Origin of the sequence: Rathayibacter sp. PhB151, from assembly GCF_004366415.1 — a bacterium.
GTDB classification, from domain to species: Bacteria; Actinomycetota; Actinomycetes; order Actinomycetales; family Microbacteriaceae; genus Rathayibacter; species Rathayibacter festucae.
The window spans coordinates 1,134,897-1,160,155 of the sequence record NZ_SOEN01000007.1 but is presented as its reverse complement, the minus strand read 5'-3'; the positions used below and the strand labels follow the sequence as shown (position 1 = coordinate 1,160,155).

Below are 25,259 nucleotides of genomic sequence, written 5' to 3'. Positions count from 1 at the left end.
GCCTCAGGCGCTGCGGCCCTGGCGGCTCGCGGCGAGGATCCCGAAGGCCAGGAAGGAGCAGGTCGCGGTGAGCACGATCAGCAGCGGGGCGTCCCAGCCGCCGCTGACGTCGTGCGCGAGGCCGACCACGGTCGGGGCGGTGGCCGCGACGGCGTAGCCGAGGCCCTGCACGGTGGCGGAGAGCCGGGAGGCGTGCCGGTCGGAGCGGGAGAGGCGCACGAGCAGGACGAAGACGACGGTGATGCCGCCGCCCTGCGCCGCGCCGCCGAGCAGGCACCAGAGCGCCCAGAGCTGCGGGGCGAGCAGCAGGCCGAGCGGGACGGTGCACCAGAGCAGGCCGATCAGGACGATGCTGCCGAGCGGCCGGAGCCGGCGCACCACCAGCGGGACGCCGATCGCGCCGATGATCGCGGCGATCTGGAAGACGGAGGAGCTCGCTCCGGCCGCCTCGATCGAGAAGCCGTTGCGGTCGACCAGGAGCGAGGGCAGCCAGGCGGTGACGCCGTAGTAGGAGAAGGCCTGGCTGGCGAAGCAGACCGCGAGTGCGAGCACGGTGGCGCTGCGCCAGATCCGGGGCGCCGGCTCCTGCGGTCCGCGCGCGGCCGGCGGGCGCGGGGCGGGGCGGAGGGCCCGCGCGGGGCCGCGGGCGAGCAGCCAGCCGGCGACGGCCAGGACGTTGAGCACCAGCCAGGCGAGCAGTGCGCCGCGCCAGCCGAGGACGAGGGCGAGCGGCGCGGTGCCGAGCGAGGTGATGGTCGAGCCGATGTTGAGCGCGGCGGTGTAGACGCCGGTCGTGAGGTCGACGCGCTCGGGTGCGACGTCGCGGCGGATGACGACGGGGACCACGACGTTGCCGATGGTGATGAAGACGCCGATGAGGATCGTGCCGGCGACCACGGAGACCACGTCGCCGGCCGAGCGCAGGATGGTGCCGAGGGCGACGCCGAGCACGGTGACGGTCACCGCGGCGTCCGGCCCGACCCGGCGGATCACGAGCAGAGCCAGCGGCGTGGCCAGGGCGAAGCAGAGCACCGGGATGCTGGTGAGGACGCCCGCCTGGCCGGAGGAGAGCGCGAGGTCGCCGCGGATCGCGTCGATGACGGGAGCCACGGCCACGATCGGGCCGCGGAGGACCAGCGCGACCAGGGCGACGGCGACGACGAAGAGCCAGGGGGCGCTCCGCCGCGTCACGCCGGTCAGCTGGAGAGCCCGGCGGCGCGTGCCAGGAAGGACAGCACTCCGAAGACGACGCCGATGACACCGGTGATCAGGCCCGCGGTGGCGAAGCCGCGGCCGCCGAGCTGCACGGAGGCGGCCCGGCCGCGGACGCCGAAGACGATCGCGAGGATCGACGGGACGAGCAGCGGGTTGAACAGGATGCTGACGATGCCGAGGACGAGGCTCGCGATCGCGAGGGAGTTGCGGCGTGCGGGGGCGGCGCCGTAGCCGGCGGCCGGGCCGTAGCCGGGGGCCGGTCCGGAGCCCGGGGCGACCGGGTACTGCGGGGCGGCGCCGTAGCCGGGGGCGGCTCCGTATCCGGGCGCGGCTCCGTATCCGGGGGTGGCGGGCTGCTCGGGTTCGGGCGTCCCGTAGGCGGGAGCGGGCGGCACGGCGGGGCGCGAGCGATCCGTCCAGGCCGCTCCGTCCCAGTAGAGCTCGGCGCCGAGGTCGGCGGGGTGCGGGTACCAGCCGGGCGCGGGAAGAGGGGCGGAGTCGTCGGGCATGCGCTGATTCTAGGGCGGCGGCGCGGAGCAGTGCGGCCGGGCGGCGGGACCGGGAGCGCGGTCCCGCCGGGTCGCCGCCGGGTGCGGGACCGCGGCGCAGGGCAGGATGGACCCGTCGAGCGGGCTCGCCGCGCGGCCGCCGGAGGAGGAGCCATGGGCTGGAGCATCGTCGAGGTCGAGTGGGCGGACCCCCGGGCCGAGAGCCTGCGGTCGGCGCAGCGGGTCGAGCTGGACGAGCGCTACGGCTCGGACGACCACGAGCCGGGGACGCCGCCGTCCGCCGACGACGTGCCGGTCTTCCTCGTCGCCGTCGACGAGGGCGGCGCCGCGGTGGCCTGCGGCGGGCTGCGCCCGCTGCCGGACTCGGTGCTCGGGCCGGACGTCGTCGAGGTCAAGCGGATGTTCGTCGACCGGGCCGCTCGCGGCTCCGGAGTCGCCGGGGCCGTGCTCGCCGCGCTGGAGGACAGGGCCCGCGAGCGCGGGACGGTCCGCCTGGTGCTGGAGACGGGCACGCTGCAGCCGGACGCGATCCGGTTCTACAGGAAGCAGGGCTACGCGCCGATCCCGCTGTTCGGCTCGTACCTCGGCTCGGAGCACTCGGTCTGCTTCGGGCGCTCGCTGCGGCCGGCGCGCATCGAGGCGTCGGCGGACGTCGATCCGCGCGCCGAGGTCGGCGACGGGACGCTGGTCTGGCACCTGGCCCAGGTGCGCGAGCAGGCCCGGGTGGGCCGGGACTGCGTGATCGGCCGGGGCGCGTACCTCGGGCCGGGCGTCGTCGTGGGCGACCGCTGCAAGATCCAGAACCACGCGCTGGTCTACGAGCCGGCCGTGCTCGGCGACGGGGTGTTCGTCGGCCCCGCCGTGGTGTTCACGAACGACCTGCGGCCCCGCGCCGTCACTCCGGACGGGGCGCTGAAGTCGGCGGACGACTGGCACGCCGTCGGGGTCGCGGTGGAGGAGGGCGCGGCGATCGGCGCCCGGGCCGTCTGCGTCGCTCCGGTGCGCATCGGCGCCTGGGCGATGGTCGCGGCCGGCGCCGTGGTGGCCGCCGACGTGCCGCCCTTCGCCCTCGTGGTCGGCGTGCCCGCCCGGCGGGTCGGCTGGGTCGGGCGGGCCGGTGCGCGACTCGAGGCGGCCGGCGACGGTGCGGACGGCGCTCTCTGGCGCTGCCCGGAGACCGGCGAGGAGTACCTCGAGCGCGACGGGGAGTTGAGCCGGGTCTGAGCTCCGGGCCTGCCCGGCACAGGGCCCGGCCCGCACCGCATCCGGCACCGCGGCCCGCTCAGCTGCGGTGCGAGGTGAGCCCGCTCCGCTCGGGGACGGGGTCGCGGTGCCGGACCAGGGCGGGCGGGGTGCTGTGCCCGGCGTGCGGGGCGGCGCGGAAGGCGGGCGGGGCGTCGTGCGCGGAGGTCACCGCGCTCGGCGCGGCGATCGGGAGGCGCGGAGACGGTGCAGCCGCCGTCGAGGTGCCGGCCGGGGCGCCCCGTCGTCCGGCGCGCCGGCCGTCGACGGCGCGGGCGATCGAGATCGCGCCGAAGAGCAGCACCACGCCGCCGACGGCGACCATGATCACCGCACGGAGCCGGTCCGAGATCTGCTCGACGGCCTTGCCGGGCGTCTGCACCTCGAGCGCGGTGAAGAGGTAGCGGTCGTCCGCGCCGTTGATCGTCTGCATGCTGCGCAGCGTGTCGACGAGCCGGTCGCCGAGCGCCGTCGTCGTGGCGAGCGAGCCGTCGGCCGTCGGTGCGTCGGCGGTCACGCTCAGCAGCAGCCCCTGGCCGGCCCAGGCCGAGCGCTCGACGGCGAACTGGGTGCTGAGACCCTGCGCGGCGAGCGCGTCCGCGGTGTCGTCGCTGTTCATCACGGTGACGAGCACCTGGGCGGCGAGCGAGTTGTCCGAGGAGCGCAGGTACGGGTTGTCGGAGTTCAGCGCGGCGAGGGCCGGGTCGGCCTCCAGCTCCGCGGTGGAGGGCAGCTTCGGATTGACCAGCGCGTAGGTCGCGGTCGAGGCGTAGGTGCGCGGTGAGAGCACGAGGACGTACGCCATCGCGGCGACGGTGAGCACGAGGACGACGCCGGCGAGGAGCCGGTGGCGCCAGAGGGTGCGGAGAACGGAGACGGGGTCCATCAGGACAGCCTTTCTGGGACGTGATCGATCGCGCCGCGGGCGGGGACGGAGGCGTCCGTGCTCAGGGCGGAGGGGAGTCCGAGCTCGGCGCGGACCAGGAGCCAGCAGCTCCCGGACAGGCCGAGCACGAACGGGTACAGCAGGGCGAACACCGGGAAGCCCAGTGAGTCGAAGGTGGCGGAGGCGACCGCGGCGACCGTCGCGGAGGCGGCGACGCTCCCGGTCAGGGCGCGCAGGCGCGGGTCCCGGGCGAACTGGGCGGCGATCAGCCCGAAGAGGGCCGGGACCCCGAAGTAGGCGAGCACCGCGACGGCGCCGAGGAGGCCGAGCGTGATGGCGGCGCCGAGGTACTGGTTGTCGAGGATGAGCAGGGCGCTGTCCGGGAGGTAGGTGCCCGGGCCGGTGCCCAGCAGGGGCTGGTGCGCGACGAGGGCCGCCACGCGCGGATAGTTGTCGAGGCGGTTGGTGATCGAGGAGTCGCTGGTGCCCGCGCCGATCGAGCCGGTGAGGGTGCCGAGCAGGCCCGGGGTGGTCACGAAGAACGCCGCGACGGCGACGGGCGCGATCACGTAGCCCCACCGCCGGGCGTAGGCGGGCAGGAAGACCGCGCAGACCACCGCGCCCACCACCAGGGAGAGCACCCCCGACCGCGAGACCGTCAGCGCCAGGGCGACGACCAGCAGCACGCAGGACGCGGCGCGGAGGAACCGCGGGGTCGTCCGGTCGTACAGCAGCCGCCAGACGGCGAGCGGCAGGAGCATCGCGGAGACGACCGCGAGCTCGATCGGGTGGAAGGTGGTGCCCGCCACCCGGGTGAGCCCGTCCCGGTCCTGGAACGGCGTGCTGCCGCCGTTGTCGACGAAGCCGACCATGACGCTCCGGATCCACTCGACCGGGTCGACGTGGGTCGTGAACTGGATGATCGCCACGATCGCGCAGAGCGACGCCGCGTTCACGAGCGAGCCGAGCAGCACCCGCGCGTCCTCGAGGGTGCGCACGCTCTGGGTGGTGACCAGGGCGATCCCGGCGGAGGCGAGCAGCAGCAGCAGCCAGCGGTCGGCGCTGAGCTGCCCCTCGCCGGTGCGCGGGATGGTGTCGTTCACGGCGTAGCGGACGTAGGACGCGATGCTCACGAGCAGCAGCAGGGTGAGCGCGGCCCGCCCCGGGTGGCGCATCGGGATCGGGTCGTGCAGCCCCAGCAGGGCCGACGCCGCCCACGCGCCGGTGAGCAGCAGCGCGAGCACCATCGCGACCGAGCCGGACGCGCCCAGGGGAGCGAGCACCTGATCCGCGGGGAAGAGGAACAGCGCGTAGGCGACCAGGCGCAGCAGCGTCGGGGGCCCGGTCCGCTCGATCATGACGGCCACGGGTCAGGCCCCCGTCTGCGCGGAGGAGGCCCGGCGGGTGGTCTCGTCACGGGTCCAGCCCGCCGCCTGCCGCTCCGGCAGCCGGCTGGCGAGGGCGAAGCAGAGGTAGACGGCGGCGTCGGCGAGCTCGAGCGGACCCCGGGCGGACCGCAGCACCTGCACGGCGGTGCGGGACGAGCGGCGCTCGCCGCCGGAGGTCGCCGCCGCCAGCTGCGCGCTGCCGCGCTGGGTGCGGCGCAGGACGCCGAGCAGGCTGGTCGCGCTCCGGGGCACCTGCACCACGGCGGGGGCGGTGGCGACGACGGCGCGCTCGGCGACGGAGAACCGGCCGTCGACGAACTCGTCGTCGGCGATCAGGGCGGGGAAGGTCCCGATCCGCTCGTGTCCCGGGCCGCTGACGGCGTAGCCGCCGGCGCCCCAGAGCGCGGTGTGCAGCGAGGCCGTGCGCGAGCGGGCGCGGTAGTAGGCCCGGACCAGCAGGTCGGCTCCGGTCGCGTCGTAGACCGCGGTCGGCCGGGCGGCGAGCAGCCCGCCGCGGGTGACGGCGTCGAAGACGTTCCAGACCGCGTCCGCCGTGACGCCGACGTCGGCGTCGAGGTAGAGGCGCGGCCAGGTGGCGGCCACCGCGTCGCCCGCGTTGAGGGCCGCGGTCTTGGACGCCTCGGCGATCTCGACCACGGTGACGCCGGCGAAGCTGCGCGCGATCTCGGCGGTGGCGTCGGTGCAGGCGTTGCAGACGACGATCACCTCGAGGGCGCCGCTCGCGGCAGCGGCGGCCAGCGGCGCCAGGGTGCGGGCGATCACCGCCGCCTCGTCGTGCGCGGGGACGACGACCGAGCCGCTCGGGTGCGGTGCGGCCAGCGGGCGGGCGAGCGCGCCGGAGGGGAGCGAGGCGAGCCGGGCGCCGACCGCGAGCGCGAGGGCCGCGTGCCGGTGCTCGCGGCCTCGGGCGCCAGGGAGGACGCTGCGGGCCGACTCCGCGGCCAGCACGACGAGGCGGAAGGTGCTCGAGTACAGCGCGCCGTGGAACTTCTGCACATAGCGCACCCGGTTCACGGCGAGCAGCGCGGCGAGGGCGGTGGAGGAGCCGGAGCCGCCGCCGTCGTGCACGACCTGCGCGGCGGGCTCGAACCAGGCCTCGGCGCCGAGGTCGCGGGCGCGGCGGAAGTAGTCCGTCTCCTCGGAGTAGAGGAAGAACCGCTCGTCCCAGTCGCCGAGGCGGGCGGCGACCAGCGCGTCGATCAGCATCGCGGCGCCGGTGGCCCAGTCGATCCGGTGGGCGTGCCGGTAGCTCTCCGCGTCGCTGTCGGTCTCGCTGGAGAACGCGGGGCGGTCGAGGACCTTGTCGCCCAGCAGTGCGTCGCCGAGGGCGCGCAGCCGGGTCGGCTCGCGGCGGAGCGAGCGCGACGGGGCGCCCGCGGCGTCGAGCAGGAGCGGCACGACGATGCCCGCGGAGGAGGAGTCCATCCGCGCCAGCAGCGTCGAGACGGCGCCGGGCAGCACGACCAGATCGGGGTTCAGCACGAGCAGCGCGCCCGCGTCGCCCGCGTGGCGCCGGGCGATGTTGATCGCTGCGGCGTAGCCGACGTTGGCGCCCGCGTCGACGGCGACGACGTCGGAGTGCGCCGCCGCGAGGGCGAGCGAGCCGTCGTCGGAGGCGTTGTCGACGACGACCACGCGGATCCGGACGCCGGTCGCGGCCTCGGCGCGCAGGCTCGTCAGCAGGCGCTCCATCGTCGCGGCCGAGCGGTAGCTGACGACGAGGGCGGCGACGTCGGCGCGCTCGCCGGCTCCGACGAAGCGGGCGCTCCCGCCGGGCAGGATCACGGGCAGCACGGGGGACGGCGCGTCGGGCTGCGCGGCCCTGCCGAGCACAGGACCGCGCTGCGGGGTGGTCGAGCTGTGCCGGCGCAGGCTCGCGTAGGCGAGCGGGCCCTCGACGAGGTAGCGGCGCGCGAGGCGGCGTGGCTCGAGCGCGAGGCGCCAGAGCCACTCCACGCCGCGGTCGGCGACCCACTGCGGCGCCCGGCGGACGGAGCCGCCGAGGAAGTCGACGGCCGCGCCGAAGGCCAGCAGCACGTGCGCGCCGGTGCGCGGGCCGTGCTCGTCGATCCAGAGCTCCTGGCGGGGCTTGCCGAGTCCGACGATGAGGAGGTCGACCCGCGCACCGCGGATCGACTCGACCAGCGCGGCGTTGGCGGCGGGGTCGGCGAGCTCGGCCCGGGACGGCGACCAGAGTCCGGCCATCACCAGGTCGGGCCGCTCCTCGGACAGGCGGGCGCGCAGCCGGGACTGCGCGGCCTCGGAGCCGCCGAGCACGCCGACGCGCACGCCGTCGGTCGCGGCGCGGTCCAGCAGCGGCCCGATCAGGTCGCTGCCGGCCAGGCGCGGCCAGGAGACGCCGGTGAGCCGCTCGGCCTGCTTGGCGATCGGGCTGCCGTCGATGAGCGAGAGCCACTCGACCGGGCGGGCCGGGACGTCGACCGGCGCGTCGGTCCACTCGGTCTCGCCCTCGGCCACCGGGACCAGGACGAGGGTCGGCGCCTCGGCGACCGGCAGGGCGCGGCGCTCGAGCACGTGCTGCCAGCGTCCGCCGTGGCCGAAGTGGTTGACGTGGTCGACGTTCACGGAGAGGACGCCCAGCGGTGCGTCGTGCAGGGCGGCGGCGCGGTCCGCGATGGTGCGGACCGCCTCCTCGTGCCGGGCGAGATCGACGGGGCTGCCGCCGAGGACGACCCGGCGGTGGGTTTCGAGGGTCATGGGTCAGCTCTCCGATCGAGCGGGGGCGAGTGAGGGGACGAGTGCGGGGGCGGGGGCGGGGGCGGGGGCCGGCGCCGCGGTGCGTGCCGGGCCGGCGACGGTCGAGCGGGCGAGCTCGTCCAGGACGACGCGCTCGACGACCTCCTGGGCGATGCCCCAGCCGTGCCGGACGCCGGCGGCGACCTCGCGGCCGGGCCGGGCGTCGTCGACCGCGCGGCCGAGCGCCTCCGCGATGCCCGCCGGGGTCGGCCGGGCCCAGCTCGCGCCGGGGTGGGGCAGATCCGCGCGGGCGTCGACGGCGTCGTTCACCACGGCGACGGCGCCGCAGGCGAGCAGCTCCTCCGCCACCAGCGAGATGTTGGTGAAGGAGAGCGCGATGCCGGCCGAGCAGCGGTTGTAGAGGGCGGCGAGATCGCCCGGCGCGAGGGTGCCGTGCTCGATCACCGGCACGTCCCACGCTCCGGGCGCCGTGCCGTAGACGTGGATCGGCACCTCGGGGTGCTCGGCGTGGAAGAGCGCGAGCGCCCGCCGGCCGAGCAGATAGCCGCGCCGGTCGGCGGCGGGCTTGGCGTAGAACACCACGCCGGAGCGCTCGCCGTCGGGGTTGTCCAGCGTGTAGGTGGTGGTGTCGCAGCCGAACGGCGCGAGGTCGCTCGCGACGCCGAGCGCGTCGAGGTGCGAGCGCACCATCTCGCCGAGGGCGATGGTGCGGAAGCCGAACCGGTAGCTGTCTTCCGCCAGGGCCGCGAGGGTCCCGCGAGGGTGGAAGAACGGCTCGTAGTCCTGCACGAAGTACAGCCGAGCCATCGGCGCCGTCCCGCGAGTGGCGAGCACGTGCGCGGTCTCCCAGGAGGTCGCCACGGCCGCGTCGACGCCGGTGACGCCGTCGTCGGCGCTGCGGATGTCCACGTCGAGCCACGGCCAGCCGGCGCGGATGATCGCGGCGCGGGTCTCGAAGTCGGCCCCGTGCCGGTCGTAGAGGAAGAGGGTGCAGCGGTGACCGCGCTCGACCAGGCCCTGCACCATCCGGAACAGGGTGGTGTGACCGCCGGAGCCGCGGTCGGGCGGGGTGCAGATCCAGCCGATCGATGCGGGGCCCTCGGCGCGGACCGGGGCGCCGGGCAGGTGGAGGAGACCGGAGTCGGCGATGTCGCCGGGGAGCAGCGGCATGTCGAGCTCGCGGACGCCGACGCGGTCGCCGAGCGAGCGGACGGCGCGCTGCAGCAGATCGCGGCCGCCGGTGCTGCGCAGGCGCCGGACGAGCTCGCGGGGGACGCGGGAGGCGCGCATCAGAAGCTCCCCTCGCGGTGCCAGCGGCGCCAGGACCGGTCGGTGCGCAGTCGCCGCAGCACCCGCTCCAGCAGGAAGCGCGGGGAGAAGCGGTCGCTCGGCGCGCTCAGCAGCCGCGACTGCAGGCGCTCCCACTCGGGCAGCCGGGCCGCGTCGCCGTAGACCTGGTGCGCGAAGCCGAGGTGCTCCTCGAGGTCCGCCGCGGTGGCGCCGCCGCTGTCGAAGCGCTGCGCGCCCTTGACGAGGGCGTCGCGGGCGAGGGCACGCCGGGCGAGGTGCTCGAGCTCGTCGCGCCGGTCGAGCGGTCCGCCGGGATCGGCGAAGAAGGTCTCGAAGGCGAGCAGCCGCTCGCGCAGGTCGTGCAGCGGCGTCACGGTGTCCGAGCGGCTGCCCGCGTGCTCGCGGTGCCAGGCCTGGTCGACGCCCTGGATGTAGGCGACGTCGGACGCGGCCGAGAGGCGCAGCCAGAGCTCCATGTCGTAGGTGTGCGGCAGCGGGCGGGGCCAGCCGACCCGGTCGAGGACCGAGCGGCGCACCAGCACCTCGGGCGAGGTGATCACGTTGAGCCCGGTGCGGCAGCGCTCGTGCAGCCAGTCGCCGCCGGACCAGAGCAGCCACGAGGTGGGAGTGGTCCGCGCCGTCGGCAGCACCGACCCGTCGGGGAAGTGCACGGGGTGGCCGTAGACCAGCCCGACCGAGGGGTGCGCGCGGGCGACGGCGACGGCCCGGGCCAGGGCGCCCGGGGCGATCACGTCGTCGGCGTCGAGGTACCAGGAGAACTCGCCGGTCGCCACGGCCAGCGCGGCGAGCACGCTGCCGACGGGACCGAGGTTCCGCGGGTTCGCCAGCACCAGGACGCGGTCGTTGCCGGCCGCGATCGAGCGGGCCACCGCGAGCGAGTCGTCGGTGGAGCGGTCGTCGACGATCACCAGCTGCACGCGGACGCCCGTCTGGCCGAGGGCGCTCGCCGCGGCGGCGGGCAGGAACTGCGCGTAGTCGTGCAGCGGGATGAGGACCGAGACGGTGGCGTCGGAGGTGTCGATCTCCTCGACCGGCACCGTGCGACCGCGCCGGGTCGCCGCGGCGACGGCGGTCGTCACGACAGCACCCCCGCCGGGCTCGGGGCGGCGGAGGTCGTGCTCCGCAGCGCGGCGATCAGCGACTCCGCCACGTACTCCTGCTGCGCCGCGGTGATGCCGGGGAACAGCGGCAGCGTCAGCAGCTGCCCGGCGAACGCCTCGGCGCGCGGCAGCGAGCGCGGGCGGCCGGTGGCGGGGAGGAACGGGGCCAGCAGGTGCACCGGGGTCGGGTAGTGCACGCCGGTCGCGACGCCCGCTTCCGCGAGCGCGGCGCGCAGGCGCTCCCGCTCCGGGGTGCGCACGACGTAGAGGTGGTGCACGTGCTCGTTGCCCGGCGCGGTGCGGGGGAGGACCAGCCCGTCGACGCCGTCGAGGAGCTCGGCGTAGCGGGCGGCGGCGTCGCGGCGCTGCTGGTTCCACTCGTCCAGGTGCGCGAGCTTCGCGCTCAGCACGACCGCCTGCAGCGAGTCGAGCCGCGAGTTCGTGCCGACGACGTCGTGCCGGTAGGCGCTGAGGCCGCCGTGGTTGCCGAGGCGGCGGACGGCCGCGGCGAGCTCGTCGTCGTCGGTCATCACTCCGCCCGCGTCGCCGTAGGCGCCGAGGTTCTTGCCCGGGTAGAAGCTGGTGCCGGCGATGGCGCCGAGCGAGCCCGCGCGGGCGCCGAAGCGCCGGGCGCCCTGGGCCTGCGCCGCGTCCTCGACGATCCGCACCTCGTCGCCGAGAGCGGCGGAGAGCCGCTCCACCGGGGCGCACTGCCCGTAGAGGTGCACGGCCATCACCGCGCGGGTGCGGGGAGTGACGGCCTCCGCCGCCGAGTCGACGTCGATCAGGTAGTCGTCGTCGCAGTCGACGAACACCGGCTGGGCGCCGGCGCGGACGACGGCCTCGGCGGTCGCCACGAAGGTGTTCGCGGGGACGAGCACCTCGTCGCCGGGTGCGAGGTCGAGCGCCAGGAGGGCGAGCTCGAGCGCGTCGGTCCCGTTGCCGACGCCGATGGTGTGCCGCACGTCGCAGTACGCGGCGAACTCCTCCTCGAAGCGGGACACGTCCGGACCGCGGACGAACGACGAGTCCGCGAGCACGCGGTCGAAGCCCTCCCGGATCACGTCGGCGACGACGAGGTGCTGGAGGTGCAGATCGGCGAGCGGGACGATCGGCTCGGTGGTCATGACGGGTTCCTTCGGTCGGAGGTGAGCTCGCGGACCCGGCGCAGCAGCCAGGTCCGCAGGAGGAGGAGGTAGAGGACGCCGCCGATCGCGCCGCCCAGGAGCAGGGCGAGCCAGTCGGCGTCGAGGCCGACGGCGGCGAGGCCGATCGGGACGAGCAGTGCGGCACCGGCGGCGGCCGCCGCGGCGAGCGCCGGCGGCAGCAGGGAGCGGCCGACGGCGCGCAGGTCGACGTCGATCGAGCGCAGCAGCCAGGCGAAGACGGGACCGACCACGAGCGCGGCCACCCCGATCTGCGCCCAGGCCGCGCCGACGAATCCGCCGCCCAGCACCGCGGGGACGAGCGCGAGCGTGAGCGCCGCGAACCAGACGCCCTGCACGATCGCGACGCGACCGGAGTCGCCCTTCGCGAGCGCCGCCGAGCTGAAGAGATCGGCCACCACCCGCAGCGCGCCGACGACGCCGAGCAGCCCCAGCGCCGCCGCGGCCGGAGCCCAGCGCTCGCCGTAGACGACGTGCACGAGCGGGGCGGCCAGCGCGGCGAGCAGTGCGCCGAGCGGAGCGGCGAGCGCCCAGGTCAGCCCGGTCGCCGCGGCGACGGGCAGGGGCCGGCCGTCCTCGTGCGCCCGGGAGAACGCGGGCAGCGCGACCGAGCGGACGACCTGGCCCACCGCGGTCATCGGCCAGGTGGAGATGTTGAAGGCGAGGACGTAGTAGCCCAGCGCCACCGGGTCGATCAGGCCGGCGATCACCACCTTGTCGGTGCCGAGCACGCCCCAGGAGATCAGGTTGGCGATCGCCACCGGCAGTCCGAAGCGGAGCGCGGAGGGGGCGATCGAGCGGTCCCAGCCCAGGCGCGGCCGCTCGCGGGCCGCCACGAAGAGCAGCACCATCGTGCAGGTCTGCGCGACGACGCGGCCGACGGCCAGCGCCAGCACCCCGGTCCCGGCGGCGAGCAGCGCGAGGGTGATCGCGGTGGAGACGACGAAGTCGACGGCGGCGATCAGGAAGAGCGGCCGCTGGGCGAAGCGGCGCTGCAGCGCGGCGTAGGGGACCACTCCGGCCCCGGCCAGAGGCAGGGTGATCGCGAGGACCGCCAGCACGCCGGCCGTCTCGGGCGAGCCCGTCGCCGCGGCGATCATCGGCGCCGAGGCCGCCATCGCCGCGCCGAGAGTCCCGCCGAGGACCAGGCCGAGCACGGCCACGGTCGGCGCGCGCCGCTCGGGCTCGCTCGAGCGGATCAGATCGGTGCTGAGTCCGAAGTCGGACAGCGCCATCAGCACCGACTGCACGGTGAGCGCGAGCGCGTAGACGCCGAACGCCTCGGGAGCGAGCAGCCGGGCCAGCACGACGCCCAGGGCCAGGCTGCCGAGCCGGAGCGCGATCGTGCTGAGCGCGCTCCAGCCCAGGGCCGACGCGATGCGGCTCCGGCCCGCGGTGACCGGAGGGGACTCGACGGCGGTCACGAGAGCGGCCTCCGCGCGCGCTCGCCGGCGCGGACGAAGCGCCGCCACTCGGCGGTGTCGACGACGGCCGGCCAGCACTCGGCGGCGATCGAGGCGTAGCGGGCGCCCTCGGCCTGGTCCTCGGGGCGCGCCGAGGCGCGGCTGCGCAGCGCCAGGCCCATCGCCTCGTGGGCGAGGGCGCGGCCGGCGTTCGCGCGGCGGTCCCCGCCCTGCGCCCGGCGGCCGGAGGAGTCGTGCCCGGCGCTGGTGAAGAAGTGCTCGATGGTGCCGCGGCGCTCGCGCAGCTCCGCCAGCGGGTCGATGGTCGGCTGCGGGTGGCAGCGGGTCTGGACGACGCCGCTGATCCGGCCGATTCCGCCGAGTGCCGCGAGCCGCAGCCCGTAGTCGAGGTCGGCGGTGCGGGGGAGGTCCTCGGCGTAGCCGCCGAGAGCGTCGGCGAGGGAGCGGCGGACCAGCACGGCGTGGTCGACCAGGAGGTCGGAGCCGTGCCGGCTCGTGCGCTCGATCCAGTCGGCCCCGCTCCACAGCGTCCACTCCACGCGCCCGGTGGCCGCGGTCGCGGGCCGGACCGAGATCTCGGCGTCGCCGTGCACGGCGCCCACCCACGGGTGCGCGGCCAGCAGGGCCGCCGCCCGCTCGAGCGCCCCGGCGGTGAGCGCGTCGGTGCTCGGCAGCACCAGCACGGACTCGCCGCGGACGAGCGCGAGCCCGGCGTTGCGGGCGGCGATCGCGCCGAGGCCGGCGGGCACCTCGAGCACGCGCACGCGCTCGTCGTCGACGACCGGATCCGCGTCCGTCACGACGACGACGTCCAGCCGGACGCCGCGCTGCACGAGGACGCTCGCCAGCGCGGCGGTCGGCGACACGCCGTCGACGGCCGCGATCACGACCGAGACGAGCGGCGCCGGGCCGGAGAGGGGGAGCACCGGCGACCGGTGCCCGCGGACGGCGCTCATGCGGACGCTCCTTCGAGAGTGCTGTCCGCGCGCCGGACGGCGTCGGGATCGACCCGCGGTGCGGCGGGCACGCCGAGCCAGGTCTCGCCGGCCGGCTGATCGCGCAGCAGCACCGCGCCCATGCCGAGCGTCGCCCGGCGGCCGATCCGCGAGCGCTCGCGGACGGAGGCGCCCATGCCCAGGTACGCCTCCTCGCCCACCCGCACCCCGCCGCCGAGGGTGACCCCGGCGCAGAGGGTGGCGAACGAGCCGATGCGGTCGCCGTGGGTGAGGGTCACGTTCGGCATGGCCACGACGTGCCGGCCGATCGCCACATCGGCGGTCAGCACGACGCCGGCGAGCAGGATGCTCCCCGCGCCGATCCGGCAGTCGTCCGGCACGTGGATGGCCGGGTGCACGATCCGGGCGTAGCGGTGGTCGTGCACGCCGAGCGCGCGGAGGCGGTCGACGATGCGCGCCCGGCCGCTGCCGTGGCCGACGCAGACGGCGATCTCGGCGCGGGGGTGCTCGGCGATCGCGTCGAGGCCGCCGATCACGGGGACTCCCGAGATCTCGGTGCCCCAGCGCGCGGCGCCGTCGTCCACCACGCCGATCACGCGGTGGCTGCCGCTCACCGCGAGGAGCGCGAGGGTCTCCCGCGCCAGTCCGCTCGCGCCGACGAGGATCAGCTCACGCACGGAGGACCGCCGTCTCGTGCTCGCGGGCCAGGCGCGACGGGGCCAGAACGGCCTCGATCACCCGGTCCTGGTCCTGCTCGGTGAGGGCGTGGAAGAGCGGCAGGATCAGCGTCCGGTCGGTCAGGCGCTCGGTGACGGGCAGGCGGTCGGCGTTCGGGTGGTCGCGGTACGGCGGCTGGCGGTGGGCCGCCATGATGCCGCGGCGGGCGGAGACGTCGCGGGAGGCGAGCTCGGCCATCAGGCCGTCGCGCTCGAGCGGGTAGTCGTCGCCGACCTCGATCCAGAACGACTGGAAGTTGCCCGTGCCGTGCTCCGGGTCCGTCACCGTGCGCAGGCCCGGGACGTCGGCGAAGGCCGCCGCATAGCGGGCCGCGAGCGCCCGGCGGCGCTCGATCAGCGCCGGCAGCCGGCCGAGCTGCACGAGGCCGAGGGCGGCCTGCAGATCGGTCATCCGGAAGTTGAAGCCGACCTCGTCGTAGTGCTCCGGTGCGGCGAGCACGCTGCCGTGCCGGTCCGCCGCGGAGACGGACATCGAGTGCTCGCGCAGGCGGCGGGCGCGGGCCGCGAGGTCCGCGTCGTCCGTCGTGAGCATCCCGCCCTCACCGGTGGTGAGGAGCTTGCGGGGGTGGAACGACCAGGCGGTCAGCGCCGCGCCGGCGCCGACGGAGCGGCCGCGGTACCGCGAGCCCGCGCCGCAGGCGGCGTCCTCGAGGACGAGGATCCCGAGCGGGTCGCAGAGCGCGCGGATCGGCTCGAGGTCGACGGGCACGCCGCCCTGGTCGACCGCGATCACCGCGCGGGTGGCCGGGGTCAGCGCCGCGGCGATCGTCTCCGCGGTGACGTTGCCCGTGACCGGGTCGACGTCGGCGAAGACGGGCCGGCCGCCGGCGTGCACGACCGCGTTGGCGGTCGCGATGAAGGAGAAGGAGGGGACCACGACGTCGTCCCCGGCGCTCACGCCGCCGACCACGAGCCCGAGGTGCAGGGCCGTGGTGCAGCTGGACAGCGCGACCGCGTGGCCGACGCCCATCGCCTCGGCGAAGGCCGCCTCGAACCGCGCGACCCGGGGGCCCTGTGCGATCCAGCCGGAGGCGATCACCTCGGCGAGCGCGTCGCTCTCCTCGGTGCCCAGCCAGGGGCGCATCACGTCGATGCGCCCGGTGCTCGCTGCGCCGGTGCTCGCCGCGCTCATCGGGTCGCTCCGCTCAGGACGGCGGCGTCGAGCCGCTCGGCGCGCCACCACTCGACCAGCGAGCGCAGACCGCTCTCCAGGTCGTACGCGGTGACGAAGCCGAGCTCGTCGCGCGCCGCCCGGGTGTCGGCCAGGCGGCGGGTGACGCCGTTGACCGAGCGCGCCGGCGCGAAGACGACGTCCAGGTCGGACTCCATGACGTGCAGCAGCGTGCGGGCGAGCTCCAGCAGGCTGGTCTCGACCCCCGTGCCGATGTTGAACGCGCCGTCGCGTCCGGCCGTCGCCGCGACCACGTTGGCCCGGGCGACGTCGTCCACGTGCACGAAGTCCATCGTCTGCGCGCCGTCGCCCATGATCAGCGGCGGGACGCCCGCCTCGATCCGCTCCATCCAGCGCACGAGCACCTCGGTGTAGAGGCCGTGCACATCCATCCGCGGTCCGTAGACGTTGAAGTAGCGCAGCGCCGTCGAGCGCAGGCCGTTCATCGCGCCGAAGCTGGTGAGCATGCCCTCCGAGAAGGCCTTCGCCGCGCCGTAGATCGTGTCGTTGGCGTAGGGGTTGTTGCTCTCCGGAGTGGGGAACTGCGTCGCGAGTCCGTAGACGGAGGCGCTGGACGCGGCCACCACCCGGCCGACGCCGTGCGCCGCCGCCGCCTCGAAGACGGTGAAGGAGCCCTGGGCGAGGACGTCGAAGGCAAGGCGCGGGTCCTCCGCGCACTGGGTGATCCGGATCGCCGCCTGGTGGAAGACGACGTCCTTGCCGCGGACGACCGAGTCGACCGTCGCGCGGTCGCGGATGTCGCCCTCGATCAGCCGGACCCGGCCGTCCGCGAGCGCGTGCTCGAGGTTCTGCCGGCGCCCGCGGACGAGGTTGTCGAGGACGTCGACCCGGCTGACGCCGGTGTCGAGGAGGCGGTCGACGATCGTCGAGCCGATGGTGCCGGCACCGCCGGTCACCAGGACCTCGGCGCCCTCGAGCGAGACGGGGGAGGGGGTCAGCTCAGCCACGACGCCTCCTCCAGGCGGACCGCCGGAGCGGTGGTGCGGCTGACCTGGCCGGCGTCGAGCAGCCGGTCGCTGACCTGCTCCAGGACGCTGAGGACGCGCAGGGCGGCGCGGCCGTCGGTGCGGGGCGCGCGGCGCTCCGAGATCGAGGTCGCGAACTCCGTGACCATGTCGGCGAGCGGCTCGCGCTCGGGCAGGGCGGGCGACCAGGTGTCGCCGAGGCGGTAGGAGATCGCCGCATCGTGGCGGGAGGTCCCGCCGCGGAGCGAGGTGCCGAGGTCGACGCCGCGGTCGAAGACGCTCAGCCGCTGCTGCGGGTTCACGTCGTCCCAGACCAGCGTGCGCCGCGAGCCGCCGATCACCATCCGGCGGATCTTGGTCGGGCTGAGCCAGTTCACGTGCACGTTGGCGATCGCGCCCTGGCCGAGCGGGACGGTCAGGTAGCCGACGCAGGCGCGGCCGGAGCCGAGCGGGTCGGAGCCCTGGGCGGCGACGTTCCCGGGGCGCAGGCCCCCGGGGATGATGAAGTCGAGGATCGACAGGTCGTGCGGGGCGAGGTCCCAGAACACGTCGACGTCGGGCTGGATGAGACCGAGGTTGATCCGCACCGCGTCGACGAAGAGCACGTCGCCGAGCGAGCCGGCGGCGATCAGCTCCTTCATCTTCAGCACGGCGGGCGTGTAGCAGTAGGTGTGGTCGGCCATCAGCACGACACCGGCGCGCTCAGCGGCGTTCACCATGTCGATCCCGAGCACGCTCGAGTCGGCGAGCGGCTTCTCGACCAGCACGTGCAGCCCCGCGGCGATCGCCGCCATGGCGATGGCGTGGTGGGTGCGCGCCGGGGTGGCGATGGCGATCGCGTCGAGCCCGGGCAGGTCGAGGACGTCCGAGAGGGAGCGCAGCACCGGCACGGAGCCGTTGGCGCGGGAGACGGCCTCCGCGCGGACCGGGTCGAGGTCGCAGATCGCGACCAGGTCCCAGTCGGCGCTGGCGGAGAAGTTCCGGGCGAGGTTCGGGCCCCAGTAGCCGGCGCCGACGAGCGCGACGCGGAGCCTCCGGGAGGGGATGGTGGTGGTCATGGTGGGTTCCTTCGGGTGAGGAGGGCGGCATGCGGGCACGCCGAGGGGACCGGGCGCTCCGACCAGGGAGAAGGAGCGCGCGGACGAGAGGGGACGGCGCGTCGGGGCGCGCCGGGGGAGGGGACGGCGGAGAGAGCGCCGGAGGGGAGGAGAGAGGAAGGAGCGGAGCGGCGGTGCGTCAGTACGCGCCGACCGGGCGCAGCATCACGCGCAGGGTCCGCCAGAGGATGAGCAGGTCGCCGGCCAGCGACCAGTTCTCGACGTAGTAGAGGTCGAGTCGGATCCCGTCCTCCCAGTCGAGCTCGGAGCGGCCGCCGGTCTGCCAGAGCCCGGTGATGCCGGGCTTGATGTAGAGGCGGCGGTTCACGACGTCGTCGTAGCGCTCCACCTCGCTGAGCAGCGGCGGGCGCGGGCCGACCAGGCTCATGCTGCCGCGCAGCACGTTCCAGAACTGGGGCAGCTCGTCGAGCGAGTACCGCCGCAGCACGCGGCCGAGCGGGGTCACCCGCGGATCGTCGCGCAGCTTGAACAGCAGGCCGGAGCCCTCGTTCGCCGCGCTCAGCTCCGCCAGCCGCGACTCCGCGTCGACGCTCATCGAGCGGAACTTCAGCATGGTGAAGAGGTGCCCGGCGCGGCCGACCCGCTGCTGCCGGAACAGCGCAGGACCGGTGCTGTCGTGGCGGATCATCACCGCGAGCACGGCCAGCAGCGGCGCGAGCACCAGCAGGGCGACGGCCGAGACGCTCACGTCGAGCACGCGCTTGAGCGCATGCCGCGGACCGGAGTAGCGCGGCGGCTCGACCCGCATCAGCGGGAGTCCGTCCACCGGGCGCCAGTGGATGCGCGGTCCGGCGACACTGCTGAGCCCCGGTGCGAGCACCAGCTCGACCGCGAACGGCTCGAGCGCCCAGCAGAGCCGGCGGAGGTAGGCGTCGCCGCCGTCCACCTGACCGGCCACGACCACCGCGTCGGCGCGCTGCTCGACGACCGCCTGGGCGATCGTGTCGATCGCTCCGACGACCGGGATCGAGCGGCCGCGCACGGTGATCGAGCGCCGCGGGTCGGCGAGGCGGGTGCGCTCACCGGCGGTCGAGAGCGCGACGCCGACGACGTCGTACTCGACGCGGCCGCGCCTGCGGTCGATCTGCGTGACGATGTGCGTCACGTCACCGGCGCTGCCGACGACGATCACCCGGGACAGGGCACGGCCGGCCCGTCGCTCCCGGGCCAGGTGCCCGCGGCTGAGGGCGTGCGCCGCCAGCATCCCGCCGAGCCCGACGGGCAGGGCGATCAGCACGTGCACGCGCGGCAGGTCGACGTGGGTGAGGACCGAGGCGACGGAGGCGAGGCCGAACGTCGCGACCGTCGCCGAGAGCAGACGGCGGAACTCGTCCGCTCCCGCTCCGATGCGGTGAGCGAGGCGCCGCTGGGCGAGGAGGACGGAGCAGACCCAGAGGGCGCCGAGGACGGCGGCGACCACGAGGTCGGCCGAGCGGGCCTCGGCGGATCGCGGCTCGGCGGCCGAGCGCAGGCCGGCGGCCAGCGACACGGCGCCGAGAACGACCAAGACGTCCGCGGCCAGGACCCTCCGCGAGAATCGGCGTCGCCAGCTCGAGGCCTCCGCCGGCGGTGCCGGAACGAGGACGAGGGCGCGTGGATCGCGCTGAGGAGTCGGGGCCGCGGTGGAGACGGCGGTCACCGCGGTCTCCTGCTCTCACCGCCGCTCGTATGCCGGGTCGCCGGGGGGAGGCGACGGGGTCTCGAGGTGGGATGGAGCCGTGAGGGCGCGCTGAAGGCGCGCACCAGTGGTGCATACAAAAGGATCAACCTGCATTTCGGGTTTACAGGGGAAGGGGTACTGCAGGGCGGGCTCGGAGGCGAGCGCGGTTTCGGGGCCGCACTGCTTCGTCGCCACGTCGGCACCGCTGTGACCGTCGTGCTCCCAGGATGAGCAGGTCGATCGAGGCGGGGCCTCGCGTCGGGAGGCGGTGCACGACAGGGTTCGTGCGCCGCCGGTTCCGGTGGTCGGGTGGTTCTCAGCTGAACATAGCGGCACTGGCAACCCGGTACCTGACCCCAGTAAGGGGGCCGCACAGGGAGTGACATCCTCGACCACTTTCCCGGGCTTCCTCAGCGGTCCTCCTAGAATCGTCCCGGTGCCGGGAGTGCGATCGGGTCGTGCCCCGGTGCCAGGGGAGCACTGTCGCCCCCGATCGCCAGGAATCGAGACGGGGCGCGGGAATCCCTGCGCGGCCCGGGAGGTCACCTCCCGGGCCGCGTCGCCGCGTCGAGGCGGCCGCGCCGACGACTAAAGTCGAGGGGTCCCCCAGCCCCAGAGGAGCACCCGCGCGTGTCGAACGCATCGTCGAACGTCCCCGAATCGTCCCGTCCCACCGACGCCGCCGTCGTCACCGAGGCCGGCACGGGGTTCACGCACTTCACCGACCGGGCGGTCGTCGCGATCCGCGTCAACGGCGAGCTGAAGGACCTGGCCGCCGACGTCGTCCCGGGCGACAGCATCGAGCCCGTCCTGATCTCCTCGCCCGACGGCCTGAGCATCCTCCGCCACTCCGCCGCGCACGTGCTCGCGCAGGCCGTGCAGCAGAGCAATCCGGACGCGAAGCTCGGCATCGGCCCGCCCGTCACCGACGGCTTCTACTACGACTTCGACGTCACCGAGCCCTTCACCCCCGAGGCGATGAAGGCGCTCGAGAAGGCGATGGACCGCATCATCCGCCAGGGCCAGCGCTTCGTGCGCCGTGTCGTCACCGAGGACGAGGCGCGCGCCGAGCTGGCCGCCGAGCCGTACAAGCTCGAGCTGATCGGGCTCAAGGGCGCGGGCGCCGACGGCGAGTCGGTCGAGGTCGGCGGCGCCGAGCTCACCATCTACGACAACGTCGACCCGCGCACCGGCGAGACGGTCTGGAAGGACCTCTGCCGCGGCCCGCACCTGCCCAACACCCGGATGATCGGCAACGGCTACGCGCTGACCCGCAACGCCGCGGCCTACTGGCGCGGCTCGGAGAAGAACCCTCAGCTGCAGCGCGTCTACGGCACCGCGTGGCCCACGAAGGACGAGCTGCGCGCCCACCAGGCCCGCCTCGAGGAGGCCGCCCGCCGCGACCACCGCAAGCTCGGCCACGAGCTCGACCTCTTCTCCTTCCCGGACGAGATCGGCTCCGGCCTCGCGGTCTTCCACCCCAAGGGCGGCATCATCCGCTACGAGATCGAGCAGTACATGCGCGAGCAGCTGCTCGCCCACGACTACGAGCTCGTCTACACGCCGCACATCACCAAGGGCGACCTGTTCATGACCAGCGGCCACCTGCAGTGGTACGCCGAGGGCATGTTCCCCCCGATGCACCTCGACGAGCTGCAGGACGAGGACGGCACCGTCACCCGCCAGGGCCAGGACTACTACCTGAAGCCCATGAACTGCCCGTTCCACAACCTGATCTTCCGCTCGCGCGGGCGCAGCTACCGCGAGCTGCCGCTGCGACTGGCCGAGTTCGGCACCGTCTACCGCTACGAGAAGAGCGGCACCCTGCAGGGCCTCACCCGCGTCCGCGGGCTGACCCAGGACGACGCGCACATCTACGTCACGCAGGAGGACGTGTCGGCCGAGCTGACCCGCAACCTCGAGTTCGTGCTCCAGGTCCTGCGCGACTACGGCCTCGACGACTTCTACCTCGAGCTCTCCACCAACGAGGAGGGCAACCCGAAGTTCGTCGGCGACCCCGAGCAGTGGGAGTCGGCGATCGAGTCGCTGCGCGCCGTCGCCGTCGAGTCCGGCCTCGAGCTGGTCCCCGACCCGGGTGGAGCCGCGTTCTACGGCCCGAAGATCTCGGTCCAGGCGCGCGACGCCATCGGCCGCACCTGGCAGATGTCGACGATCCAGCTCGACTTCAACCAGCCCGAGCGCTTCGAGCTCGAGTACACCGCGTCCGACGGCTCGAAGAAGCGCCCGGTGATGATCCACCGCGCCCTCTTCGGCTCGATCGAGCGCTTCTTCGCCATCCTCACCGAGCACTACGCCGGAGCGTTCCCGGTCTGGCTCTCGCCGGTGCAGGTCGTCGGCATCCCGATTGCCGACGAGTACCTGCCCTACCTCGAGGACGTCGTCGGTCAGCTGAAGAAGGCCGGCGTCCGCGCCGAGATCGACTACTCCAGCGACCGGATGCAGAAGAAGATCCGCAACGCGACCCTGCAGAAGGTCCCGTTCCAGCTGATCGTCGGCGAGAAGGACCGCGACGCCGGAGCGGTCAGCTTCCGCTTCCGCGACGGCACCCAGGAGAACGGCATCCCCGTCGCCGACGCCGTCGCCCGGATCCGCGAGGCCATCGCGACCAAGGCCCAGGTCTAGCGGTGGGAGAGCCGCTCGTCGACGCCGTCCCCGAGGGGGCGGAGTCCTCCGCGCACCTCGCCGGCGTCCCCGACGAGTTCCAGCGCCTGTGGACCCCGCACCGGATGGTCTACATCCGGAAGGGCCAGCCGGGCGACGACGACTGCCCGTTCTGCGTCGCGCCGACGCTGAGCGACGAGGAGGCGCTGATCGTCGCCCGTGGCGAGCACGCGTTCGTCCTGCTGAACCTCTTCCCGTACAACTCCGGCCACCTCCTGGTCTGCCCGTACCGGCACATCCCGCTCTACGACGAGGCCACTCCCGAGGAAGTGGCCGAGATCGGCGCGCTCACCCAGACGGCGATGCGCGTCCTCCGCGAGGTCTCGAACAACGACGGCTTCAACCTCGGCATGAACCAGGGCGCCGTCGCCGGCGCCGGCATCGCCGCCCACCTGCACCAGCACGTGGTGCCGCGCTGGGCGACCGACGCCAACTTCTTCCCGATCATCGCCCGCACCAAGGCCCTGCCCCAGCTCCTCGGCGACGTCCGAGCGAGCCTCGCGGCCGCCTGGCCCCGCCCCTAGCCGGCCGCACCCACGCCTGTCGAGCAGCCGCGCTGCGGCCGCCCGTCCCTCTCAGCAGTCGCCGGCCGCCCGTGCTGTTGAGCAGCCGCGCTGCGGCTGCCCGTGCTGTTCGAGTAGCGGCGCAGCGGCTGCCCATGCTGGTCGAGTAGCCCCGCAGGGGCGTATCGAGACCCACCGTCGTCAGCAGGCCGAGTCTGCAGACTCCTGTCCCGGTGCCGGCGGATCTCGATACGCCCGCTGCGCGGGCTACTCGATCAGCATGGTCCGCCCAGCCCGCCCTCTGCTGGTCGAGCAGCCCCGCAGGGGCGTATCGAGACCCGCCTCGCCCCGCTTGTCCAGCGCCGATGTCGGGCAGCCCCGTCTCGTAGACTGGACGCTGCCGTCGGCGGAAGTCGCCGCACAGAACAGGACTCGCGAACATGACCGACACCACCCCCACGTCCTCCTCCGCCTCGGAGCAGTTCGGCTCGAGCCGCGTGAAGCGCGGGCTCGCCGAGATGCTCAAGGGCGGCGTCATCATGGACGTCGTCAACGCCGAGCAGGCGCGCATCGCCGAGGACGCCGGAGCCGTCGCCGTGATGGCGCTCGAGCGCGTCCCCGCCGACATCCGCTCGCAGGGCGGCGTCGCGCGGATGAGCGACCCCGACCTCATCGACGGGATCGTCGCCGCCGTCTCCATCCCCGTGATGGCCAAGGCCCGCATCGGCCACTTCGTCGAGGCGCAGATCCTGCAGGAGCTCGGCGTCGACTACATCGACGAGTCCGAGGTCCTCTCGCCCGCCGACTACGTGAACCACATCGACAAGTGGAAGTTCACCGTCCCGTTCGTCTGCGGAGCCACCAACCTCGGCGAGGCCCTGCGCCGCATCACCGAGGGTGCGGCCATGATCCGCTCCAAGGGCGAGGCCGGCACCGGCGACGTCTCCGAGGCCACCAAGCACATCCGCACCATCTCGGCCGAGGTCAACCGCCTGAAGTCGCTGACCAAGGACGAGCTCTACGTCGCCGCCAAGGAGCTGCAGGCGCCCTACGAGCTGGTCGCCGAGATCGCGCAGACCGGCAAGCTCCCCGTCGTGCTCTTCACCGCCGGCGGCGTCGCCACCCCGGCCGACGCCGCGCTGATGATGCAGCTCGGTGCCGACGGCGTCTTCGTCGGCTCCGGCGTCTTCAAGTCGGGCGAGCCCGCGAAGCGCGCCGCTGCGATCGTCAAGGCGACGACGTTCTTCGACGACGCCAAGGTGGTCGCCGAGGCGTCCCGCGGTCTCGGCGAGGCGATGGTCGGCATCAACGTGGCCGACGTGCCCGCGCCGCACCGCCTCTCCGAGCGTGGCTGGTAGCGAGAGCGCGCCCGTCGCGGGCGAGGACGAGACCCGGGAGTCCCTCGCGGGGCTCCGCGTCGGCGTCCTCGCCCTGCAGGGCGACTTCCGCGAGCACGCGCACGTGCTGCGCGAGCTCGGCGCCGAGGTGGTGCTGGTGCGCCGCCCGGCCGAGCTCGACTCCGTCGCGGGTCTCGTGATCCCCGGCGGCGAGTCCACGGTGATGGACAAGCTCTCGCGCCTGTTCGGCCTCGCCGAGCCGGTGAAGGCCGCGATCGCGGCGGGTCTGCCGGTCTACGGCACCTGCGCCGGGCTGATCATGCTCGCCGACCGCGTGCTCGACCGCATCGACGGCCAGAGCAGCTTCGGCGGCCTGGACGTGACGGTCCGCCGGAACGCCTTCGGCAACCAGCTGGACTCCTTCGAGACCGACCTCGACATCGACGGCATCGGCGAGCCGCCGATGCACGCGGTCTTCATCCGCGCCCCCGTCGTCGAGGAGCTGGGGGAGCGGGCGCACGCCCTCGCCGCGCTGGCCGACGGCCGCGTCGTCGCCGTCGAGCAGGGCGCCCTGCTGGGCACCTCGTTCCACCCCGAGATCACCGGCGACTACCGGTTCCACGAGCTGTTCCTGCGCAAGGTCGCGGCCACCCGCTTCGGCGCCGACACGTAGGGGCGCGCCGGTCTCGTCGGCCGCGGACCCGCTCGCACGGAGAGCGGGCCCGCAGGGACCGCTCAGACCTCGATGGTCGTATTGCTCTCCGTGAGCTCGGATCCTCGGGTGTCCGCGGCGTCTCCGGAGGAGTCTCCCCGCGTCGCTGCCCGGGCGGAGAGGCGGCCCGACGACGCGCTCGACGGCGGGACGGACGCGGGGGCGCCGGGTGCGGCGGCGGTGGCGATCACCGGGCTCGCCGAGGCGACCGCCGCTGAGGAGCGCCGCGCGACTCGGGGCGACGCCTTGCGGTCGACGCCGCTCTCGCAGCCGTCCGGATCGGAGATCCCTCGGCAGATGTGGTCGGGGTGGTCGTGGTGGCGGCCGATCATCGTGGTGCTCCTCGTCGTGGGTCGTCGTCGTGGGTCGTCGTTCTGGGTCGTCATCGGCGCGGTGCGGGCGCCCCGGGCCACCGAG

At 74.6% G+C, this 25,259-nt stretch carries 21 protein-coding genes and 1 pseudogene; 6 read left to right on the top strand and 16 right to left on the bottom strand.

All coding sequences use genetic code 11. The features are described 5' to 3' along the window. Positions 1-3: 3 nt before the first annotated feature. Both EDF35_RS12905 and EDF35_RS12900 read right to left on the bottom strand, forming a co-directional pair. Positions 4-1,191 carry an MFS transporter gene (locus tag EDF35_RS12905; protein WP_243839952.1) on the bottom strand — a complete coding sequence of 396 codons (1,188 nt, stop codon included), beginning with the start codon at positions 1,189-1,191 and terminating at the stop codon, positions 4-6. A gap of 5 nt (positions 1,192-1,196) precedes the next feature. Continuing rightward, entirely contained in the window at positions 1,197-1,724 is a 528-nt protein-coding gene (locus tag EDF35_RS12900) for a DUF4190 domain-containing protein (RefSeq protein WP_133962589.1), read from the bottom strand. Positions 1,725-1,877: 153 nt separating this feature from the next. Here EDF35_RS12900 and EDF35_RS21045 point away from each other — a divergent pair. Together EDF35_RS21045 and EDF35_RS20840 are read left to right on the top strand one after the other, a co-directional pair. After that, positions 1,878-2,270, top strand: a pseudogene (locus EDF35_RS21045) (GNAT family N-acetyltransferase); the annotation flags it as partial. Between the two features lie 72 nt (positions 2,271-2,342). Continuing rightward, positions 2,343-2,948, top strand: a complete 606-nt coding sequence (locus EDF35_RS20840) for an acyltransferase (protein ID WP_166674110.1) — start codon at positions 2,343-2,345, stop codon at positions 2,946-2,948. Between the two features lie 58 nt (positions 2,949-3,006). On the opposite strand, the gene EDF35_RS12890 is transcribed toward EDF35_RS20840, so the two are convergent. The 13 genes from EDF35_RS12890 to EDF35_RS12830 form a co-directional block, all read right to left on the bottom strand. Beyond that, on the bottom strand, positions 3,007-3,852 hold the full coding sequence (locus tag EDF35_RS12890; RefSeq protein ID WP_133962587.1) for a chain-length determining protein: 846 nt from the start codon (positions 3,850-3,852) through the stop codon (positions 3,007-3,009). After that, a complete protein-coding gene (locus tag EDF35_RS12885) occupies positions 3,852-5,210 on the bottom strand; it encodes an O-antigen ligase family protein (protein WP_133962586.1) in 1,359 nt (452 codons plus the stop codon). The genes EDF35_RS12890 and EDF35_RS12885 overlap by 1 nt, the downstream gene beginning before the upstream one ends. Before the next feature lie 12 nt (positions 5,211-5,222). Then, positions 5,223-7,979: a WecB/TagA/CpsF family glycosyltransferase gene (locus EDF35_RS12880; RefSeq protein WP_133962585.1), complete on the bottom strand. Its 2,757-nt coding sequence runs from the start codon at positions 7,977-7,979 to the stop codon at positions 5,223-5,225. A gap of 3 nt (positions 7,980-7,982) precedes the next feature. Continuing rightward, positions 7,983-9,269: a glycosyltransferase family 1 protein gene (locus EDF35_RS12875; RefSeq protein ID WP_208323059.1), complete on the bottom strand. Its 1,287-nt coding sequence runs from the start codon at positions 9,267-9,269 to the stop codon at positions 7,983-7,985. Next, the gene (locus EDF35_RS12870) at positions 9,269-10,369 is read right to left on the bottom strand and encodes a glycosyltransferase family A protein (protein ID WP_133962584.1); all 1,101 of its coding nucleotides are present in this window, start codon (positions 10,367-10,369) and stop codon (positions 9,269-9,271) included. Before EDF35_RS12870 ends, EDF35_RS12875 begins: the two co-directional genes overlap by 1 nt. After that, positions 10,366-11,517 carry a DegT/DnrJ/EryC1/StrS family aminotransferase gene (locus EDF35_RS12865; protein WP_133962583.1) on the bottom strand — a complete coding sequence of 384 codons (1,152 nt, stop codon included), beginning with the start codon at positions 11,515-11,517 and terminating at the stop codon, positions 10,366-10,368. The genes EDF35_RS12870 and EDF35_RS12865 overlap by 4 nt, the downstream gene beginning before the upstream one ends. After that, complete coding sequence (locus EDF35_RS12860) at positions 11,514-12,980, bottom strand: oligosaccharide flippase family protein (RefSeq protein ID WP_166674096.1); 1,467 nt, start codon at positions 12,978-12,980, stop codon at positions 11,514-11,516. The genes EDF35_RS12865 and EDF35_RS12860 overlap by 4 nt, the downstream gene beginning before the upstream one ends. Continuing rightward, positions 12,977-13,936, bottom strand: coding sequence for a hypothetical protein (locus tag EDF35_RS12855; RefSeq protein ID WP_123704469.1), 960 nt, complete (start codon positions 13,934-13,936; stop codon positions 12,977-12,979). Before EDF35_RS12855 ends, EDF35_RS12860 begins: the two co-directional genes overlap by 4 nt. Then, positions 13,933-14,613, bottom strand: coding sequence for a NeuD/PglB/VioB family sugar acetyltransferase (locus EDF35_RS12850; RefSeq protein ID WP_123704467.1), 681 nt, complete (start codon positions 14,611-14,613; stop codon positions 13,933-13,935). Before EDF35_RS12850 ends, EDF35_RS12855 begins: the two co-directional genes overlap by 4 nt. Further along, the gene (locus tag EDF35_RS12845) at positions 14,606-15,805 is read right to left on the bottom strand and encodes a DegT/DnrJ/EryC1/StrS family aminotransferase (RefSeq protein WP_123704465.1); all 1,200 of its coding nucleotides are present in this window, start codon (positions 15,803-15,805) and stop codon (positions 14,606-14,608) included. Before EDF35_RS12845 ends, EDF35_RS12850 begins: the two co-directional genes overlap by 8 nt. Further along, positions 15,802-16,812 (bottom strand): NAD-dependent epimerase/dehydratase family protein, encoded by a 1,011-nt coding sequence (locus EDF35_RS12840; protein WP_243587121.1) that lies wholly within the window; start codon positions 16,810-16,812, stop codon positions 15,802-15,804. Before EDF35_RS12840 ends, EDF35_RS12845 begins: the two co-directional genes overlap by 4 nt. Next, on the bottom strand, positions 16,800-17,888 hold the full coding sequence (locus EDF35_RS12835; protein WP_123733029.1) for a Gfo/Idh/MocA family oxidoreductase: 1,089 nt from the start codon (positions 17,886-17,888) through the stop codon (positions 16,800-16,802). Before EDF35_RS12835 ends, EDF35_RS12840 begins: the two co-directional genes overlap by 13 nt. 178 nt (positions 17,889-18,066) lie before the next feature. Further along, positions 18,067-19,587 carry a sugar transferase gene (locus EDF35_RS12830; protein ID WP_133962582.1) on the bottom strand — a complete coding sequence of 507 codons (1,521 nt, stop codon included), beginning with the start codon at positions 19,585-19,587 and terminating at the stop codon, positions 18,067-18,069. Between the two features lie 762 nt (positions 19,588-20,349). Between EDF35_RS12830 and thrS the strand changes: the two genes are divergently transcribed. The 4 genes from thrS (at position 20,350) to pdxT (ending at position 24,803) form a co-directional block, all read left to right on the top strand. Continuing rightward, positions 20,350-22,251, top strand: coding sequence for a threonine--tRNA ligase (thrS, locus tag EDF35_RS12825; RefSeq protein WP_243839983.1), 1,902 nt, complete (start codon positions 20,350-20,352; stop codon positions 22,249-22,251). A gap of 2 nt (positions 22,252-22,253) precedes the next feature. Next, the gene (locus EDF35_RS12820) at positions 22,254-22,814 is read left to right on the top strand and encodes an HIT domain-containing protein (protein WP_133962580.1); all 561 of its coding nucleotides are present in this window, start codon (positions 22,254-22,256) and stop codon (positions 22,812-22,814) included. 419 nt (positions 22,815-23,233) lie between these two features. Beyond that, positions 23,234-24,151, top strand: a complete 918-nt coding sequence (pdxS, locus tag EDF35_RS12815) for a pyridoxal 5'-phosphate synthase lyase subunit PdxS (RefSeq protein WP_123446185.1) — start codon at positions 23,234-23,236, stop codon at positions 24,149-24,151. Then, on the top strand, positions 24,141-24,803 hold the full coding sequence (gene pdxT / locus EDF35_RS12810) for a pyridoxal 5'-phosphate synthase glutaminase subunit PdxT (RefSeq protein ID WP_133962579.1): 663 nt from the start codon (positions 24,141-24,143) through the stop codon (positions 24,801-24,803). The genes pdxS and pdxT overlap by 11 nt, the downstream gene beginning before the upstream one ends. A gap of 62 nt (positions 24,804-24,865) precedes the next feature. On the opposite strand, the gene EDF35_RS12805 is transcribed toward pdxT, so the two are convergent. Further along, positions 24,866-25,174 (bottom strand): hypothetical protein, encoded by a 309-nt coding sequence (locus EDF35_RS12805; RefSeq protein WP_133962578.1) that lies wholly within the window; start codon positions 25,172-25,174, stop codon positions 24,866-24,868. Positions 25,175-25,259 lie beyond the last annotated feature (85 nt).

Excerpts from the sequence above, each read along its gene's own strand:
- EDF35_RS12900 (WP_133962589.1), bottom strand. The coding sequence starts at position 1,724 with ATGCCCGACGACTCCGCCCCTCTTCCCGCGCCCGGCTGGTACCCGCAC.
- EDF35_RS12890 (WP_133962587.1), bottom strand. The coding sequence starts at position 3,852 with ATGGACCCCGTCTCCGTTCTCCGCACCCTCTGGCGCCACCGGCTCCTC.
- EDF35_RS12885 (WP_133962586.1), bottom strand. The coding sequence starts at position 5,210 with ATGATCGAGCGGACCGGGCCCCCGACGCTGCTGCGCCTGGTCGCCTAC.
- EDF35_RS12880 (WP_133962585.1), bottom strand. The coding sequence starts at position 7,979 with ATGACCCTCGAAACCCACCGCCGGGTCGTCCTCGGCGGCAGCCCCGTC.
- EDF35_RS12875 (WP_208323059.1), bottom strand. The coding sequence starts at position 9,269 with ATGCGCGCCTCCCGCGTCCCCCGCGAGCTCGTCCGGCGCCTGCGCAGC.
- EDF35_RS12865 (WP_133962583.1), bottom strand. The coding sequence starts at position 11,517 with ATGACCACCGAGCCGATCGTCCCGCTCGCCGATCTGCACCTCCAGCAC.
- EDF35_RS12855 (WP_123704469.1), bottom strand. The coding sequence starts at position 13,936 with ATGAGCGCCGTCCGCGGGCACCGGTCGCCGGTGCTCCCCCTCTCCGGC.
- EDF35_RS12845 (WP_123704465.1), bottom strand. The coding sequence starts at position 15,805 with ATGAGCGCGGCGAGCACCGGCGCAGCGAGCACCGGGCGCATCGACGTG.
- EDF35_RS12835 (WP_123733029.1), bottom strand. The coding sequence starts at position 17,888 with ATGACCACCACCATCCCCTCCCGGAGGCTCCGCGTCGCGCTCGTCGGC.
- pdxS (WP_123446185.1), top strand. The coding sequence starts at position 23,234 with ATGACCGACACCACCCCCACGTCCTCCTCCGCCTCGGAGCAGTTCGGC.
- EDF35_RS12805 (WP_133962578.1), bottom strand. The coding sequence starts at position 25,174 with ATGATCGGCCGCCACCACGACCACCCCGACCACATCTGCCGAGGGATC.